The sequence below is a fragment of the Pseudobutyrivibrio sp. genome (assembly GCF_017471675.1).
Taxonomy (GTDB): Bacteria; Bacillota; Clostridia; order Lachnospirales; family Lachnospiraceae; genus Pseudobutyrivibrio.
The window spans coordinates 13,615-32,209 of record NZ_JAFUSK010000005.1; the positions used below are offsets into that span (position 1 = coordinate 13,615).

Below are 18,595 nucleotides of genomic sequence, written 5' to 3' on the forward strand. Positions count from 1 at the left end.
AAGTACAGGAGGATAATAGTTTCATGAGTAATAAAAAAGAAAAGCAGGGCTTAAGCTTACTGATGAAGTGGGCAGGAAAAAATAAATATTATATCTACTTATCCGTCTTTTTAGCACTTTTAGCCAGCCTATGCGGAATTGTTCCATATTATATTTTTTATAGGATGATTGACTGTGCTGTGGCAGGAAGCTTAAGCGCAGCTTACGGGCTTAAACTTACAGAGGCACTAATTCTTTTTACATTGATAAGGGTCATATGTAATGGAGCGGCGTCACTTTGTTCTCATAAGGGGGCCTATAACACACTCTATGATGTTCGCTGCATGGTGACAGAGCACATGGCAAAAATGCCAATGGGTGCTTTGAATGAAAGAAGCATTGGCGAGATAAAATGCGTTATGAATGAGGATATTGAAAAGCTTGAGCTTTTCTTAGCTCATAATCTACCTGAGCTAGTGCTGTATTTATCTGGTCCAATGGTGATATTTATTTGGCTATTCACAATTAATAACAAGCTGGCACTTTTAAGTATTTTACCTTTGGTTTTTGTGGTGCTTGTTATGATTGGTATGTTTGCAAGATTTTTTAAATTTATGGATGATATCAATTTGTCTGCAGGTCAGTTGTCAGCAACTGTATGGGAATATGTTTCAGGGATGCGTCTTATAAAAGCATACAACATGAGTGTTAGTTCATTTAGGAAATATTCTGATGCAATAGAGGGGCAGTTTTCAATGTGGAAAGCCATTGCAGGGGCTACAGGACCATTTTATGCAGTCTATGTTGTGCTTTTGGAATGTGGCATTTTGTTCCTTGTTCCAGCTGGAGGATGGCTGTTTGTTAATGGACATATTACTGCTGGAGTGCTCTTGCTTTTTGCTTTTATAGGAACTCAGTATCTTATGGATATTAGACCATTGCAGGAGCTATCGAATAATCTTTCATTTGCACTTAATGGTGTAAACAGAGTTAAGGAAATACTTGATGTGCCTATATTTGAAGGTGGAGTTGATTTTCCTAAAGCACATGATATTTCTCTTGATAATGTGAGCTTTTCTTACGATGGTAAAACCATGGTTCTTAAGGATGTTAATCTTCATATCAGAGAGGGCGAAAAGCTGGCAGTTGTGGGAGCTTCTGGAGAGGGAAAGTCTACGTTGATTCAGCTTATTGCCAGGTTTTATGATGTAACATCAGGGGTTATTAGAATCGGTGGTGTGGATGTAAGAGATATTAAGTACGAGGAGCTTTTAAATAATATATCTGTAATTTTCCAAAATGCTTTTCTGACTAAAGGTTCAATATACGAAAATATTGCAATGGGTCAGAAAACTACTCTTGAAGAAGTAAGAAAGGCTGCAAGGGCAGCTCAAATAGATGATTTTATTATGACACTACCAGAAGGCTATAACACTAAAGTAGGAAATTTTGGTGGAAGATTTTCTGGTGGACAAAAGCAGAGGATTTGTATTGCAAGAGCAATTCTTAAGAATTCACCTATTTTAATTTTGGACGAAGCCACTAGTGCTGCCGACCCTGAAAATCAGGTGGAAATAGATAAGGCCATAGATAATTTATGTGAGGGTAAGACAGTCATAATCGTTGCCCACAGATTAGGAATTACTGAAGCCTGCGATAGGATTGCGGTTGTGGAAAATAAATCAATATACCACGTTGCCCCGCATAAGGAACTGTTGGATATTAGCAAATACTTTAGAAAAAGTTGGTTGGATTATACCGCGGCAAGAAGCATTAAATATAGCATAAAGGGGGACAAAATCAATGAATAACAAGGCATTTTCAATTGGAAAAGGCTTAAAGCTTGCAATTTTTGGAACTGTACTAGAAGGTCTTCTTGCAGGAAGCAACTTTTTTATTTTATTTCAGGTGCTGGAATTAATTTTTGGCAAAAGCATTACTTTTGAGGACATCAAAAGAACTACATTGATGCTTGGAATTATTTTTGTGTTACGACTTATTCTTTATACTGTTTCTTACACTAAAAGTCAGATTGGCGGAGCTTTAGTCAGCAAGAATTTGCGAGTTACTTTGGGGGATAAACTAAGACGTATACCGCTTGGTGCTTTTACTAAACAAAGAATAGGATACTATATTAACGCCTCCACAAGCGAAGTGGCAGATTACGAGCAGATTCTTACCCATAAGCTTGCAGACATAACTAAGTATGTGGTTCTTCTTGTAGCAGTTTCGTTGTACTCAGCTTTTATGAATATAGCTGTTGGTTTAATAATGCTTGTAAGTTTATTACTATTGATTCCAACTATACAATTGTCTATTAGACAGGTGAAAAAATACGGAAAGGCAAAAAATCTTGCCAGAGAAGAAAATGTAAGTGCGATAACAGAATATTTGACTGGAAGCCAAACCCTAAGGTCCTATGGGTTGGCAGGAGAAAAAAATAAGTCATTAAGAAGCTCCATGAAGCACTATTCAAATATAAGCTATCAGTATGAAGGAGCAGTAGTTCCTATAGGCTTCGTATATATGTTTTTAGCCTATGTGGCAGCGGCCGCTATAATTTTTATATCAGTAAATGGAGTGGTGACAGGGGATTTGTCCATTCCAGAGATGATAACAATTAATATGCTCTCATTATATTCTTGCAAGGTGGAAGCGGCCCTATACGTAAGCCTGGTAGCATATAGAAATCTTCTCATATCAAAAGGAAAGATTGCAGGAATACTCATGGAAAATGAGGAAGTAAAAGCCAAAGAAGTAATTAATCCTAAGCATTTCAATATTACATTTGAAAATGTTAGCTTTGCATACGAAAAGGATCAGGCTGTTTTAAAGAATATTAGCTTTGAAATCCCAGAAAACAAGATTACTGCCATTGTGGGAGAATCGGGATCTGGAAAATCTACAATATTTAATCTCATTTCCAAATATTATGAGCCTGCTTCAGGAAGGATATATATAGGTGGAGAAGGTATAGGCAGTTCTTCCACAGAAATGGTACTTTCAAATATAAGCATGGTGGATCAGGATGTGTTTTTATTTAATGACACTGTAAAAAACAATCTACGTTTTGCAGCGCCAAAAGCCAGTGATGAGGAAATCGAAAACGCTTTAAAGCAGGCAAACTGTGATTTTGTTTATGGCCTTGAAAATGGGCTTAATACTTTGATTGGCGAGAATGGAAATAAGCTCTCTGGGGGAGAAAGACAGAGGATTTCAGTGGCGAGAGCAATTCTTAGAAATAGTCCAATTGTGCTTTTGGATGAAGCAACTTCTTCGTTAGATATTGAAAACGAGCTATTGGTTAAAAAGGCTGTACTTAATCTTTTAAAAACAAAGAGAACTGTGGTAATGATAGCTCATACACTTCCAATAATTCAGTTAGCGGATCAGATATTGGTAGTTAAGGATGGGGGAATCGCTGAAAGTGGCACTCATGATGAGCTTTTAGCTAAGAATGGGGCATATGCTGCAATGTGGCAAGCATCTTCAAAACTTAAATAATAGTTCCAATAGGACTTAAAATTATTAAAAACGGACACTTTCCCATTGCTTAGCTTGTAACGGATAGTAAAGAATGATAAAAGGTTAGAGTAAACTAACTTAAGGAAGAAAGGACAGAAAAAATGAATAATGAAAAGAATGGTTTTACAGCTAAAGATTTAATTACGATTGGTATATTTTCAGTATTATTGCTTTTGGCAATGATGCTTACAGGAGGACCTTTTTCTGCGGTTCCTACGCTGACATTTTATTTTCCAATAGGGGCTGCTGTTTTAGCAGGGCCGATATTCATGTTATTTATTGCGAAGGTGCCAAAGCAGGGAGCACTAATAATTGTTGGAGCTGTGTTGTGTATTCTTGGCACTGTTACAGGAATGCATTGGGGACTTAACTTTGGCTTTTTGATTTCTGCAACCCTGGCTGGATTAATTGCAGGAATAGGCAAATTTAAAAGTAATGTATTAAATCTTATAGCGTATATCGTTTACTGTATTGGACCAATGGGAACTTATTTTGTGTTTATACTTAATAAGGAATCATGGGTATCGTTTATGCTGAAGAAGGGAACAGAGCAGGAGTACATTGATAAAATGAGTGAAGTAGCAACTGGCTCTACTATTGCAATAATGATAGTGGGAACAATAGTTGTAGCTACTTTAAGTGGATTATTGGGACTTCGCCTTATGCGTAAGCAGTTCGTAAAGGCTGGTATAGCAGCATGATTACCCTTGATCCAAGAACCAAGGTTTTGTTATTAATATTGACTGCAATCTTTAGTGCCTCTATTCCAAACGGTATTTATACCTTAGTTTGGATTATCCTTACAACAATACTTGGGATTATGCTTAAAAGAGCATTAAAGACAGCTAGGGCCGCAATAATTTTTGCGGCTCTTTGGCTGTTTGCAAGCTTCATACTTCCAAACATAGGAGGTGTATTACATACAAGTCTATTAGTTTGGCTTGGATTAGTTTTCAAGTGCTATCCTTGCTGTATGATTGCAGCTTTATTCATCTCCACCACCCAAATAGGGGAGTTTATGGCAGCTATGTCTAAGTGGCGGGTTCCAAGAAGTGTGGTTATTCCACTGGCCATAATGTTTAGATATTTTCCCACAGTGAAAGAAGACTGGGGTCACATCAAAGATGCTATGACATTAAGAGGAATCAGCCTGTCCCCTGGTTATTTTCTTAAGAATCCAGGAGTTGTCGTAGACGCTTTGTATCTGCCTATTCTTGTAACAGCATCTAATGCAGCTGATGACCTTGCAGCTTCTGCCGTTACAAGAGGTATTGAAAATCCAAGAATTAGAACAAGTAGGTTGGATATTAGAATAAGATTAATTGATATAATAGTTTTTTTGATTTTTGCGGTTGCTTTAATAGTTGGTATGGGGCTAAGCACTGGAGGATATGTATGAATGTAGAGTTTAAAAATGTAGGCTTTTCCTATCCTGATACAGCAGAAGGAACACTTAAAGATATCAGCTTTTGCATCAAGAATGGAGAGTTTGTTCTTCTGGTAGGCGAATCTGGCTGCGGCAAAACCACTATTACAAGAATCATTAATGGACTTATTCCAGGTTTTTATGGAGGTAAGCTTACAGGTGATGTGCTGATTGATGGTAAGAAAGTGTCCGATTACAAAAGCTATGAGTTATCTAATGTTGTAGGTAGTGTGTTTCAAAATCCCAGGACTCAGTTTTTTAATGTAGATACTGATAGTGAAATCGCATTTGGGCTTGAAAATGCTGGGAAATCCAGTGAAGAAATAAATGCAACCTTGGATAAGGTAACAGAGGAGCTAAACATTCAAGAATTAAGAAATAGGGATATCTTTAAATTGTCTGGGGGAGAAAAGCAAAAGATAGCTTTTGCAAGTGCGTATGCTTCTAATCCTGAGATATTTCTATTGGATGAGCCATCTGCGAACCTGGATACAGTGGGAATAGAGGGGCTTAAAGAATGCCTTGAAAAAATAAAAAATAATGGGACTACAGTTATTATTGCAGAACATCGTCTTTTCTATTTAGCAAATCTTGTGGATAGAGTGCTATATCTAAAAGATGGTGTAATAGAAAGAGAGATTTCAGGTGACGAATTCAGGTCTATGAGTAGAGCTACTCTAAACGCAATGAATCTTAGGTCTAATGCATACATTAGTCTTAATGAAACTGAAAGCTATCAAATAGTTGATATTTTAGAAAAGGGATTATGCATTAGAAATCTTTCTGTTGAATATAAGAAAAGAAGAGTATTTGAAAGTATAAATATGGATTTTATGCCTGGACAAATCTATTGCATTATAGGCAATAATGGTGCAGGAAAGAGCACTTTGCTTAGAAGTATTTGTGGGCTTCTTTCTGCTACTGCAGGCGACATATATATAGATGGGCTTAGAATGAAGAGAAAAGATCTTCAAAAGAAAGCTTTTATGGTAATGCAGGATGTTAATTATCAGCTATTTGCTGATTCTGTTATAAACGAATGCATATTGGGAACAGAAAAGAGCAGTAGTATTTGGGTCGAAAAAATATTAGATGAAATGGGGCTTTTGGAATACAAAGAAAGACATCCTAACACCTTATCTGGTGGACAAAAACAAAGACTGGCAATTGCTGTTAGCTTAATGATGGATAAGGATATTCTATTATTTGACGAACCCACCAGTGGACTTGATTACAAAAATATGCATCTATGTGCCGACTTTCTAAATATGTTAGCGCAGAAGGATAAAGTGATTATTGTAGTTACTCACGACGAAGAATTTATGGAGTGCTGTTGCGACAGAATTTACAAATTGAACTAATATTTAAGAATCTGTGTTATAATGCAAATGTAACCGTGCAAATGTAAAGTAAAAAGTGACAAAAACTGTTCAAAAGGTCTTTTCATTTGTTGTTAAAGTAGAATATGGTTTGTATAATTCCCTTAAGACATCTGAAAATCAACGAAAAGGAGATAGGATGGTATAGAGGGTGAAAGGATAGCATTATGGCAAAGAAAGCAGTAACTCAAAGTAGAATAGCGGATGCCTTAGGAGTTTCTAGAAATACTGTATCTAAGGCGCTTAATAACGAGGTTGGTGTGTCTGAGGAGCTTAGAAAGAAAATCAGGGATACTGCCATCGAAATGGGTTACAACAAGCTTATTGTATTAGATGAAAAGGGCGGCATATACAAGAAGAATATTGCTCTAGTGTGCATAGGAAATGCTCTGGTGGACAGCTACTGGAATACATTTATTGTGGCACTGGATAAGCGCCTTAAGAGTCTTAATTACAATATGACCTTGTGCTTTTTAGAGGAGGAAGATGACAAAAATCTTAGAATTCCGGAAAATCTATCCTCTAGCTATGTTGCGGGAATTGTATTTATCGGTGTTTGTACAAAGGCATTTGCTAAGAAAATGATGCAGCTAAAAATTCCAACAGTGTTTATTGATACATTTTGGGATGTGGATATTAACGTAAGCTGTAACTACGCTTACAAATCTAGTAATCATATTGTTGTTATTATAATAGGTGTTGCAATTGCTGTTTTAGCTTTAGGTGTTGCATATATTATTCGTTGGAAGAAAGCTTGATTATAGAGATTTTAGCTATATTTTGTTTGCTACACTTATTACTAATATTTATAAGGAAAAATAACCAAGTTTTGCGCCATAAATTCGTCATTTTTTATTTTGTGTTCACATTTTCATCACAATTGAAAAAATATATAATAAATCTAGTTTAAATAACTAGAAGGAGGAATGATTTATGGAACGCAAAAATGTTTTCAAGAGAGTGTTGACTCTTTTGATGGCGGTGGCTATGGTACTGTCGATTGGCTTTACTCCAAATTATGCTTATGCAGCTGAGTACAAAGCTGATGTTAAGTCGATTGCCAATGTGCCAAATGATTTGAGTGGAAAGACTATTATTCTCCACACAAATGATGTGCATGGTGCACTAGATGGGTATGCTCAGGCAGCAGCACTTAAGTACGAATTTAAGGCAAGAGGTGCAGAGGTTATTTTGGCTGACGCTGGTGATTTTTCTCAGGGCTCACCTTATGTAAGTACTACAAAGGGTGGAGATGCTATTTCTATGATGAATTATTCAGGCTATGATGTGGTTACACTTGGTAATCATGAGCTTGATTATGGCTATGAGCAGCTTAAGAAGAATCTTTCAAGGGCTTGGTTTAAGACAATCTGTGCAGATGTACTTGATAAGGATGGAAATCCTATTTTGGATCCTACTTATGAGTACACATCAGCCTCAGGTGTTAAGATAGGTTTCTTTGGTATGGAAACACCAGAGACTCAGACAAAGGTTAATCCCGCTCTTATTAAGGGAATTAAGTTCCTTTCTAAGTCAGAGCTTTATACATGTGCGCAGCAGCAGGTTAACAAGCTTAAGGCAGATGGTTGTGATGTAATTGTATGCCTTTCACATCTTGGAGTTGATGAAGAATCAGCTGCTGATGGACATAGATCTGTTGATATGTATGCACATACAACAGGCATTGATATTATTCTTGATGGTCATTCACACACAGTAATGACAGCAGGCTTAAATGGTGAGCCTATTCAGTCTACAGGTACAAAGTTTGAAAACATCGGTATGGTAGTAATTGATAATGCTACTAAGAAGATTGAATCAAACTACCTTATCAAGGTTGATGATGGCGTTGTAAAGGCTCCTGTAGTAGAGGCTATTGCTAAGAATATCACAGACAGAGTAGATGCAGAATATGATGTAGTATTCGCTCAGTCTGATATTGAATTAAATGGTAAGAAGGATCCAGGCGTTAGAACAGAAGAGACAAACCTTGGTGATTTAATTACTGATGCACTTAAGTGGTCTGTACTTAAGGAAGGTGGTCTTAAGGTTAAGGAAGACCATGTAATAGCTGTAACAAATGGTGGTGGCATCCGTGCTTCTATTAAAGCTGGTGGTGTTACAAAGAAGGACCTTAATACGGTGCTTCCATTTGGTAATACAATATCTGTAGTATACATAAGTGGTGCAGATTTGTTAGAGGCACTTGAAGCTAGTACATTCTCTACACCTGGTGCTATTGGTGGCTTCCCACAGGTATCTGGTATTAAGTTCACTGTAGATACTACTAAGCCATTTGCTAAGGGAGATGCTTATCCAGAATCTACATATTACAAGCCAGCAGCAATCAATCGTGTTACTATCGACAGTGTAAATGGTAAGCCATTTTCACTTACAGATAAGTACGCTGTTGTTACTAACAACTTCTGTGCAGCTGGTGGTGATACATATTTTGTATTTGGTAATGCATCTGAAAACTTCGACACAGGTATCGTAATGGATGAAGCTGTTATGGACTATGTTCAGACAAAGCTTGGTGGCAAGATTACAGATAAAGACTACGGTACAGTAGATGGAAGTATTATAATTAAATAGTCAATGCATATAAAAGGCATCGCTTCTTAATTGGAGGCGGTGCCTTTTTCGTCTGCAATAGTAACTATATCTTCATATATTTTTAAGAAAAACGTCACAATATATGTGATGGTGTTTTATATAATATAAAAGTAGTATTTTGGAGTATTTTGATTTAGAGGTAAGCCTATGCTTCAAAAAACTTATTTTGCCGAAAACACAGGGGATATGTATAAGGTTTTAGGTGAAATGACTATGCTTAAGGAATATAAGAAGGCAAAGTCAGTTTTAGTTTTGATGTATGCAAATGGTTTAAGTAAGGCTGAAGGACAAAAGTACTATGATGCTATAAAGATAAAAATGCCTCGGGCGAAAATTGCTGGAATATCTGTAATTTCCAGCCAGAGAGATTGGAACAGAATTGGAGTTAATGTTTCTTTTTTGTTTTTCGAATCAAGTGATGTAAATGTATATGATTATCCTTGTAAGGATTATGACGAGGATGGAATTATAAATGATTTTTCAAAAGTGATAGAAGCTACCAGTGATTTGAAAGTAGTGCTTACATATCCTGTTGGTGTAGATAGAGATTTCACAAAAGTATTGGAGGCATTGACCTTAAAATATAATAATATCGTTTTTTTTGGTGGACTTGCGGCTGCAAGGGATTATCCTGCAGGTGAGGGAAATTTCTATAGTCCAGATGATATTACACCAGGAAGAAATAGTGTTGTAGGTCCAGGGCATCTTGAAAATCTCTTTCAAGGAATAGGTGTAGAGCATGGTGCCCAGAGCTTTTCTGTTGGTAATGATTTAGTTAGTAGTGGTTGTGTGCTTATTACTATTTCAGGTGAAAAGCTACAGGAACAGGCTAGGTATGCCCTTGGTTGGAAGCCACTTGGAGTAGGACATCCAGTTACAGGTCGTGTGGAATCGGACGAGATGGGAAATGCCTGCCTTACAGAGATTGGTGGAATTTCTGCAACCAGCGTTTATAAAAAATATCTGGATGTGGATACTGATGAGTATTTCTTAGATAACGTATGTGAATTTCCCTTTGTTATAACTAGAAATAGTGTGGATATTGCTAGGGTACCTCTGTACAGTGGTGAAGAAGGAAAGCTTTATTTTTCTGGTGATATTAGAAGGGATGAGATACTTCGTCTTTCTTACGCTAATCCTACAGAGGTTTTTAGAGCATCCAAAATTGCAGCTGATGAGATAGCACAGTTTCAGCCAGAGGCTGTTATTATGACCATTTGTTACAATAGATTTCATTTCCTTAAGGAAGAAGAATACAAGGAAATAGAGTATTTCTTAGATTACCATCCAGATACAATGTATGGCTTCGGAGGATATGAAATCCTTAAAGGCTATGATTGTGGTGGAATATTAAACAGTGCTCTGGTTGCTCTTGCTTTAAGAGAAGGTGAACCAAGGGAATGTAAAGGTACGCTTGTTGTTAATACAAAAGAAGATAAGAAAAAGATAAAGCCTTTAGAAGAGCGACTTCTGACTTTTATAGATACATCTACAAATGAGTTGGAAAAGGCCTATGATGAGGCGGAGGCGGCAAATGAGGCAAAGTCGGCCTTCCTTTCAAATATGTCCCATGAAATAAGGACACCTATCAATGCAATTCTTGGAATGAACGAGATGATTCTTAGGGAATGCAAGGATGAGACAATTATAGAGTATGCAAATAATATTGATAGTGCCAGCCATAGTTTACTTGGCTTAGTAAATGATATTCTTGATTTTTCAAAAATCAATGCTGGCAAAATGGAAATCATTCCAGTGGAGTATGAACTGGCATCAGTTCTTAATGATTTGATTACCATGATACAAAAGCGTGCTGAGGACAAGGGTCTTAAGCTTAGAGTAAATGTAGACCCTACCATACCACATCTTTTATATGGTGATGAAATCAGAATAAAGCAGGTAATTACAAACATACTTACAAACGCTGTTAAGTATACTGAAAAAGGTGGAATTGTTCTTGCGGTTGGTTATGAGTATTACACCAAGAACAATGCAGAAGAATTTGATGATTATATTTGCTGTAGCTTGAATGGAGATATTAAATGCTGTAGCAATAAAAATATAATACTTAAGGTTTCTATAGAGGATACAGGAATCGGCATAAAAGAAGAGGATATGGCAAGACTGTATAATTCCTTTGAGCGAGTGGATGAAGAAAGAAACAGAACTATAGAGGGAACCGGTCTTGGAATGTCTATTACACAAAATCTTCTTGAGCTTATGGGAAGTAAGCTTACGGTGGAAAGTGAGTATGGGGTTGGTTCTAAGTTCTCATTCAATATTGTGCAAAGGATTGTAGATTTTACGCCATTAGGAGATTTCAATACTGCTATAAAGCGAGCCTTAAATAGGAGAAAAGAATATCATGAATCCTTTATAGCTCCAGAGGCAAGGATCCTTGTTGTGGATGATACTGAAATGAATCTTACTGTTATAAGGAATCTTTTGAAGCAGACCCAGATTCAGATTGATACAGCGCTTTCAGGGCAAGAAGGATTAAAGCTTATGTCTAAAAACAAGTATGACATTATCTATCTGGATCACAGAATGCCTGAAATGGATGGTATCGAATGCTTACAAAGGCTTAAGGCGGATACAACTGGAATTAATATAAATACACCTGTTATAGCTCTTACCGCAAATGCGGTATCAGGCTCTAGAGAATATTATCTAAATGCAGGTTTTGATAATTATTTGTCTAAGCCTATTAATTCTGAACAGTTGGAATCCATGATGTCTACACTGCTTCCTGTATCTAAGGTAAGGTCTATACAGAAAATTAAAGAAGTGGAAAAGAAGCTTCCTGATTGGATATGGGAGCTGCAATTCGTACATGTTGACTTGGGTATTAAGAATTGTGGCGATGCAGAATCATATCTAAATGCTTTAAGGGCATATATGGATTCTTTTATCGAAAATAGAAAATATTTACTGGATTCATTTAATGAAAAACGTATAGGTGATTACACCACAAAGATTCATGCCCTAAAAAGCTCTTCTAGAATTATAGGAGCTAAGGAATTAGGCGACCTTGCAGAATACTTGGAAAAGGCAGGAAATGCAGGTGACTGGAGCATAATAGAAAGCTACACAGATGAATTTGTAAGCTATTACAGCGCTCTTGCGTATAGTCTTAGATTTAATCTTAGAAATGTTGATAGGGATGGTGAAAATAAAGCTGGTAAGCCAGAAATCACCATGGATAAGTTAAATGAGGCTTACCTGGCTATAAAAGAGATGGCACAGCTTTTTGACTATGATACAGTTTCTGGAATAATGAATACTCTATCGGAATACACAATTCCTGAATCAGAAAGGGATAAATATGAGGCACTGAAACAAGCTATCGTAAATGCGAATTGGGATGAGATTAACAGGCTAATGGAAGGATAATCTATGGGAACAAAAATACTTCTTATCAGCGAAGGCTCTACTTTTATGGTGGATGCCATTGTAAAAAATCTGAATGAAGGTGGCTTCGATGTAATAAAATGCGCTCCTTTAATTAAGGAATTGAAAGAACATGAGGATGAAGCGGAAATATTCTTGATATACCTTGGAGATTATGTGGAAACCAGGTCTGAGGATATGGTTTATCTTAAGGATATCTGCATTGAAAAAGAAAAGATTATTAATGTAATCGGGGACAAGATGGAATTGGATGAATTAAAAAAATCAGTTCCAGAAGGATTGATTACAAATTATTTTTCAAGACCTCTTGATATAAAAACTATGCTTTCTGTTATGCAGGAGGTGGCGCAGAATACTGAAATGCTGGGAAAAAAGAAAAGCATCCTGCTGGTGGACGATGATGCCACATTTCTTAAGATGGTTAAGGATTGGTTAAGTGATAGCTATAGGGTAACAATAGTAAGCTCTGGCATGCAGGCTATTACATATATAGCCAAAAACACTCCTGATTTAATTCTTTTAGACTATGAGATGCCTATTACCACAGGTCCTCAGGTGCTAGAGATGATAAGAAGTGAATCGGCAACATCAACAATCCCTGTGATATTTCTTACAGGTAAGGATGATAAGGAAAGTGTTACAAAGGTATTAGCCTTAAAGCCAGAAGGCTACATACTTAAAAATACAGGTAAGAAAAAACTGTTAGAACAAATCGCAAATTTCTTTGAGACAAGAAAAGCGAGAGTCTTTTAGCAGCGGATTACAAAATCTTTAATATCGGAGGAACTGAAGATGGAAGAACCAAAAAGTAAATCAATTAATCTACATTCAATTTACGTAAAAATCCTGGCACTTGTTGTAATCAGTGTAATTGCATTTTTTGTACTAAACATTGTTTTTATCATTCCTAAAGCGAAGGCTACTATTCAAAAGGTAAATGAAAACAATATGCAGGATTTGGCTACCCTGTGCTCCGAGATAGTTGAGCAGGAAATCTTAGCTAGAGGAGCAGAAAATGTAGATTATGAAGTGTTAAAGCCGATTTTTGAAGGAAGAGGTTTAAATGGAATATCATCAAGCTATATCTATGTAACAGACGGTGATGGTATTTTCCTATATCATAAAAAGCCGGATAAAGTGGGAACGCAGGCTACGAATGATAAGGTAAATGCTCTTTTAAAACAGATTCCTTCTGGCAGCTATACATCAGCAGAAATTTTTCATTATGTAGACGAAAATGGTGTAAAGAAATATGCAGCTTATCAGGTTATTGAATCCCAGGGATGGGTTTCAGTATGTGTTGCTGATGAAAAGGATATTATGGCTGAGATTAACCAAATCAGAAATCTTGGCATTATCTTTTCTTGTATAGTAGGAGCTGCAATTTTGGCAATTGGTGTTATTGCAGGAAAGGGCATCACAAATCCAATTAAGATTATTACAAATGTTATTGTAAATGTTGGTAAGCTTGATTTTACAGCAAATGACGAGCTTGAGAAGATTGAGCATAAAAGAGATGAGACTGGCATGATGGCTCGTGCAGTAGATTCCATGGAGAAAAGCTTACGTGATATTGTTGAGCGAATCGCCAGCACTTCTGTTGATCTTGAAAGCCATGCCCTTAGGCTTAAGGATATAACCCAGGAAATCGATTCTGCAAATGCAGATAACTCTGCAACATCTCAGGAGCTTGCAGCTAGTATGCAAGAAACAAGTGCAACTACTGATGTAATCAGTGAAAGAACAGTACATATTAAGGAAAATGCTGATAGTATAGCTGAGGAGGCTAAGGCTGGAGCTGATAGCGCTGTAGAGACTAAAAAGAAAGCCAATGATGTTTATAAAGAAACGATTGCAGCTAAAGAAAAGACTGAAAGAATGTACGAAGAGATTAACGCAGAAGGACAGGAGGCACTTGAAAAATCAAAGGCTGTTGAGAAGGTTAACACTCTTGCTACAACAATTCAGGATATTGCAAGTCAGACAAATCTTCTTGCACTCAATGCTTCTATTGAGGCAGCCAGAGCAGGAGAGGCCGGTAGAGGCTTTGCGGTAGTTGCTACAGAAATTGGTGGACTTGCAACCCAATCTAGTGAGACAGTTGCGGATATTATGGGCATTGTTGCAGAGGTTCAAAACGCAGTTAATCTTATGAATGAATGCTTAACAAGAACCTTAAACTATATAGAAACAGATGTTGCTAAGGACTACGATAGCTTCCTTGCAATGGCAGATAATTATAAGCTTGATGCAGAAAACTTCTCTGATGCAATGTCACAGATTTCTGAAAAGATTACAGATTTGCAGGAATCAACCACAGCTATTTCTGAATCGGTAGAACAGATTTCAAGAACAGTAGGTGAGGCAGCTGAGGCTGTTACAACCGTGGCAGAAAAAGCCACAGACGTGGCCAACTTATCAGATGGAGTTGTAAAGGTTGTCAGTGAAACAGAAGAGAATTCTGATGAACTAAGAAATATAAAGGATTCATTTAAAATCTAATTAAATAAGCTAAAGAAACGTTGTAGCAAGCTCTTTTTCCTTTTCTTAAAAGTGAATTTGAGCTTGCTATATTTTGCTAATGGGTCAGCACCGGCTTCGATTTTTTCCATTAAAATACGCATCCAAACAACATCTTCATCCTTACCTTGAAAATCATCAAAGCTTACCTGGGCATTATCTAAAGACTCAAAACGAGCCTTGATTTTTTCTAAGCGCGCAATTGAAGGCATCCACTCTGGAAGAACATCCTTTACCTCGTAGATTGCCTCTTTCATTCGTTTTATATATTCTGTTACTCCATTTTCATCTACATTTAGATAATCTGCTAGATAATCATCAAAGAAACAATATTCATCATAAAAGTTTTCATTTGTGATTCGGTTTTTATGCATATATATACCACCTTTTAGTAAGCCTTATGCTAATGCATTATCTACGTTTTTCCGGGTGCGCCTCGTAGAATGCATTTTTATCCTCATACATGTTTTCATCAGCATAGCGCATGGCAAGCCTTAAATCTCCAGATGTATCATCATGAAAATGCCCGATAGCAAAGTTGAGCCAGTCTGGGTCACAGGCTTTCTTTCTTACAGTAGAAAGCTTATCCAAGAATTCGTCTTCAGTATCATCCAATGAGATAACTACAAATTCATCACCGCCAGCTCTATAGATTTTGTCATCAGGAAAAATTTCCGTAAGAACTTTTGCTGCATCTTTTAGCAAATCATCTCCGGAATTGTGTCCGCCATTATCGTTAATGCTTTTTAGTCCATTTAAATCAAAGAATGCAACGGAAAATGGCTTTGGCTCCAGCTTAAGCTTTAACGCCAGCTCATCTACGTTAACATTCATGCTGTTTCGATTAAATACACCAGTAAGCATATCTACATTGCTAAGGTATTCCAGCTTTTCCATAAATGTATGGTTTGCAACCTCTGCTGTAAGGAAGAAGGATAGTAGTTCTACAATCTCCTTTATGCGTTCCATGTTTTCACCATCAAAATCGGTGATATAAAGATATCCGATTATAACTCCATGATGAATGAATGGAGAAAGGCACAGATTAGTTACATTCTCATCTTTCATGGTCTTTACCCATTCAGGGGCTAAGGTTTCGTAGTAGTCCATGTCATGCTCATCTTTAATGATGATATTATTGGTTTCAGCCACCAGGGATTCCCAGCTTGCAATTATTTCGTAAGGGAATGTATTAAAGTATTCCTTTATTGAGTGCTTGTTATCCTTAACAGATTCGCTTATTACCTCAATAGACCTTTGCTCTGAATCGATTGTAAGAATACAGGCATTAATAGAATTAGTGTATTCTCTCAAATCATTTATAACAATATCCATGCTTGAATGGAATTCGTTTTCATTTCTAAGTTCAAGGCAGGCTTTGATAACGAAGCTTGAAACATCAGGGGAAACAGAGCTAAAGTTACCAGTATCCATTTCCCTGTTAAGTCTGTACATGAACAGACAGTAAGCTATGTTAGGCTCATGCTCACATTCTATAGGTAGCAAAAAATCTTCAGTCCAGTATCCATACATTTTTGAGGTATCTACATAGGTATGAATTGGAATTTTGTGCCAAGCGGCCTGAAAGCATATCTCCTCAAATTTTGGTTCCTTAGGAATCTGAAGAGTATAAGATTGCCCTTCAACCAGTCCATCTAAATTCTCAAATGAAATATCATTACGATTTTGGGTTTTCATAAATAAATCATAGAAGCTATGCTTAAATGTATCATTTATGGCATAGAACAAAATATCGCCACAACTACCATCAGGATTTTTCTCCACGGAAAAGATGGTACCTGGTAAAGGATAGCAGTTTACAGTTTGTTTTAACAATGTGTATAAATCTTTATTCATATTGTCCTCACTAAACATAAAATTACTTAATATATTGTAAGAAAAAATTGTGCCTTCTTTGTGAAAAAACATCTAAAAAGAAATGTGCAGCAAAACTAATTTATTTAATTTCCTTGTTTATTTTTGGTATGAGCATAAGTATAATAAACCTATATTTTTAATGGGTGATAATACCTAAAGGAGAATGTGATGACTGAAAGGCTGAAAAAGCAGTTAAACTTTGCTTTGGAAATCGACAAGGAAAAAAATATATTTAGACAAACCCATTTGTCAAATCACGGTAGAAACGAAAATGATGCTGAACACGCCTGGCATATGGCAATTATGGCATATCTTCTTAGGGAGTATTCTAATGAGCCTGTTGATATAGGAAAGGTAATGCTTATGTGCCTTATTCACGATATTGTGGAAATAGAAGCAGGTGATACCTATGCTTATGATGAAGAGGGCAAGAAAACACAGGCTCTCAGGGAAAAACAGGCTAAGGAGCATTTGTTTGGAATGTTACCTAATGATCAGGCAAGTGAGCTTATGGCACTTTTTGAAGAATTTGAAGCCTATGAAACTGCTGAGTCAAAGTTTGCCCATTCCATGGATAATCTACAGCCTCTTATGCTTAACAACAGTAATGGAGGCAGCGACTGGAGAGAGCATGGGGTATCTGCTACACAGGTACATGGCAGACAGGATAAAACAGCCCTTGGTTCTAAGGAGCTATTTAAGGTAGTTGATTCCATAATAGATGCCAATGTTAAGGCTGGAAATATCAAAGATGAGTAATTTTGGAGGATAGATGAAAGCACTAATAGCAATGAGTGGCGGTGTAGATAGTAGTGTAGCCGCTTTATTAATGAAGGAAAAGGGATATGAATGCATAGGCTGTACAATGAAGCTTTATGCCAATGAGGACATAGGAATGTGCAATTCCCACACCTGCTGTTCCTTGGATGATGTTGAGGATGCCAAATCTGTTGCAAGGCGTCTTGATATGCCACATCATACCTTTAACTTTCAGGAGAAATTTAGAGAGACAGTTATTGATAATTTTATAGATTGCTACGAACATGGCATGACACCAAATCCATGTATTGAATGTAATAAGCACATGAAGTTTAACGAGCTTTATCGCAGAGCCCAGATACTTGGCTGCGAGAAAATCGTCACTGGACATTATGTTAGAATTCGTAAATACGATAATAAATATCAGCTGTTAAAGGGATTAGATGGCAATAAGGATCAAAGCTATGTTTTATATAATATGACACAGGAGGAGCTTGCCCATACAGAGTTTCCTTTGGGCGAGCTTTCTAAGGACGAAGTAAGGCGTATTGCAGAAAGCCACGATTTTATCAATGCCAATAAGCCTGATAGTCAGGATATATGCTTTGTTCCTGATGGGGATTATGTATCTGCCTTAAAGAGATTTTCTGGCAAGGAATATGAACCAGGTGATTTTGTTGATATGGATGGCAATGTGCTAGGACAGCACAAGGGTATCGTGGGATATACCATAGGACAAAGAAAGGGGCTTGGGATTTCAGCAGCTTATCCTCTTTATGTAGTAAATCTTGATGTTAAGAACAATAAGGTAGTTCTTGGTAAGAATGAAGATTTGTTTTCTAAAGAGGTACTTGTTAAGAACATTAACTGGATTAATCCAGATGATGATAGAAAAGAATTTGATTGTAGCGCAAAGGTTCGCTATAGAATGGCAGATCAGCCATGCCATGTAATAAGGCTTGATGAAACAAGTGCACGTATTGTATTTGATGAGGGGCAGCGTGCAATTACACCAGGTCAGGCAGCGGTATTTTATGATGGGGATGTAGTACTTGGCGGAGGTACCATAGTAAGGGAGTAACTGGAAACTTGTAATTTGATG

At 36.9% G+C, this 18,595-nt stretch carries 14 protein-coding genes; 12 read left to right on the plus strand and 2 right to left on the minus strand.

The window, feature by feature from the left end; translation table 11 throughout:
* Positions 1 to 23 precede the first annotated feature (23 nt).
* The 10 genes from IJ535_RS00775 to IJ535_RS00820 all read left to right on the plus strand — a co-directional run bounded on the left by IJ535_RS00775 (position 24) and on the right by IJ535_RS00820 (position 14,838).
* Positions 24 to 1,790, plus strand: coding sequence for an ABC transporter ATP-binding protein (locus IJ535_RS00775; protein ID WP_294297431.1), 1,767 nt, complete (start codon positions 24 to 26; stop codon positions 1,788 to 1,790).
* Positions 1,783 to 3,483 (plus strand): ABC transporter ATP-binding protein, encoded by a 1,701-nt coding sequence (locus IJ535_RS00780; RefSeq protein WP_294297434.1) that lies wholly within the window; start codon positions 1,783 to 1,785, stop codon positions 3,481 to 3,483. The genes IJ535_RS00775 and IJ535_RS00780 overlap by 8 nt, the downstream gene beginning before the upstream one ends.
* 122 nt (positions 3,484 to 3,605) lie before the next feature.
* Positions 3,606 to 4,205, plus strand: a complete 600-nt coding sequence (locus tag IJ535_RS00785) for an MptD family putative ECF transporter S component (protein ID WP_294297437.1) — start codon at positions 3,606 to 3,608, stop codon at positions 4,203 to 4,205.
* Positions 4,202 to 4,903: an energy-coupling factor transporter transmembrane component T gene (locus tag IJ535_RS00790; RefSeq protein ID WP_294297440.1), complete on the plus strand. Its 702-nt coding sequence runs from the start codon at positions 4,202 to 4,204 to the stop codon at positions 4,901 to 4,903. Before IJ535_RS00785 ends, IJ535_RS00790 begins: the two co-directional genes overlap by 4 nt.
* The gene (locus IJ535_RS00795; protein WP_294297443.1) at positions 4,900 to 6,291 is read left to right on the plus strand and encodes an ABC transporter ATP-binding protein; all 1,392 of its coding nucleotides are present in this window, start codon (positions 4,900 to 4,902) and stop codon (positions 6,289 to 6,291) included. Before IJ535_RS00790 ends, IJ535_RS00795 begins: the two co-directional genes overlap by 4 nt.
* 185 nt (positions 6,292 to 6,476) lie before the next feature.
* Complete coding sequence (locus IJ535_RS00800) at positions 6,477 to 7,067, plus strand: LacI family DNA-binding transcriptional regulator (protein ID WP_294297446.1); 591 nt, start codon at positions 6,477 to 6,479, stop codon at positions 7,065 to 7,067.
* 175 nt (positions 7,068 to 7,242) lie between these two features.
* On the plus strand, positions 7,243 to 8,904 hold the full coding sequence (locus tag IJ535_RS00805; protein ID WP_294297449.1) for a bifunctional metallophosphatase/5'-nucleotidase: 1,662 nt from the start codon (positions 7,243 to 7,245) through the stop codon (positions 8,902 to 8,904).
* 168 nt (positions 8,905 to 9,072) lie between these two features.
* Positions 9,073 to 12,318, plus strand: a complete 3,246-nt coding sequence (locus IJ535_RS00810; protein ID WP_294297453.1) for a response regulator — start codon at positions 9,073 to 9,075, stop codon at positions 12,316 to 12,318.
* Between the two features lie 3 nt (positions 12,319 to 12,321).
* Positions 12,322 to 13,089, plus strand: coding sequence for a response regulator (locus IJ535_RS00815; RefSeq protein WP_294297456.1), 768 nt, complete (start codon positions 12,322 to 12,324; stop codon positions 13,087 to 13,089).
* Positions 13,090 to 13,128: 39 nt separating this feature from the next.
* Positions 13,129 to 14,838 carry a methyl-accepting chemotaxis protein gene (locus IJ535_RS00820; RefSeq protein WP_294297458.1) on the plus strand — a complete coding sequence of 570 codons (1,710 nt, stop codon included), beginning with the start codon at positions 13,129 to 13,131 and terminating at the stop codon, positions 14,836 to 14,838.
* On the opposite strand, the gene IJ535_RS00825 is transcribed toward IJ535_RS00820, so the two are convergent.
* The gene (locus IJ535_RS00825; protein ID WP_294297462.1) at positions 14,835 to 15,230 is read right to left on the minus strand and encodes a DUF6548 family protein; all 396 of its coding nucleotides are present in this window, start codon (positions 15,228 to 15,230) and stop codon (positions 14,835 to 14,837) included. The genes IJ535_RS00820 and IJ535_RS00825 overlap by 4 nt on opposite strands.
* Before the next feature lie 37 nt (positions 15,231 to 15,267).
* Complete coding sequence (locus IJ535_RS00830) at positions 15,268 to 16,713, minus strand: GGDEF domain-containing protein (RefSeq protein ID WP_294297464.1); 1,446 nt, start codon at positions 16,711 to 16,713, stop codon at positions 15,268 to 15,270.
* 189 nt (positions 16,714 to 16,902) lie between these two features.
* Here IJ535_RS00830 and IJ535_RS00835 point away from each other — a divergent pair, with 189 nt between their 5' ends.
* Positions 16,903 to 17,493: an HD domain-containing protein gene (locus tag IJ535_RS00835; RefSeq protein ID WP_294297468.1), complete on the plus strand. Its 591-nt coding sequence runs from the start codon at positions 16,903 to 16,905 to the stop codon at positions 17,491 to 17,493.
* A 13-nt stretch (positions 17,494 to 17,506) separates the two neighbouring features.
* A complete protein-coding gene (gene mnmA / locus IJ535_RS00840) occupies positions 17,507 to 18,574 on the plus strand; it encodes a tRNA 2-thiouridine(34) synthase MnmA (RefSeq protein ID WP_294297471.1) in 1,068 nt (355 codons plus the stop codon).
* The last annotated feature ends 21 nt before the right edge of the window (positions 18,575 to 18,595 follow it).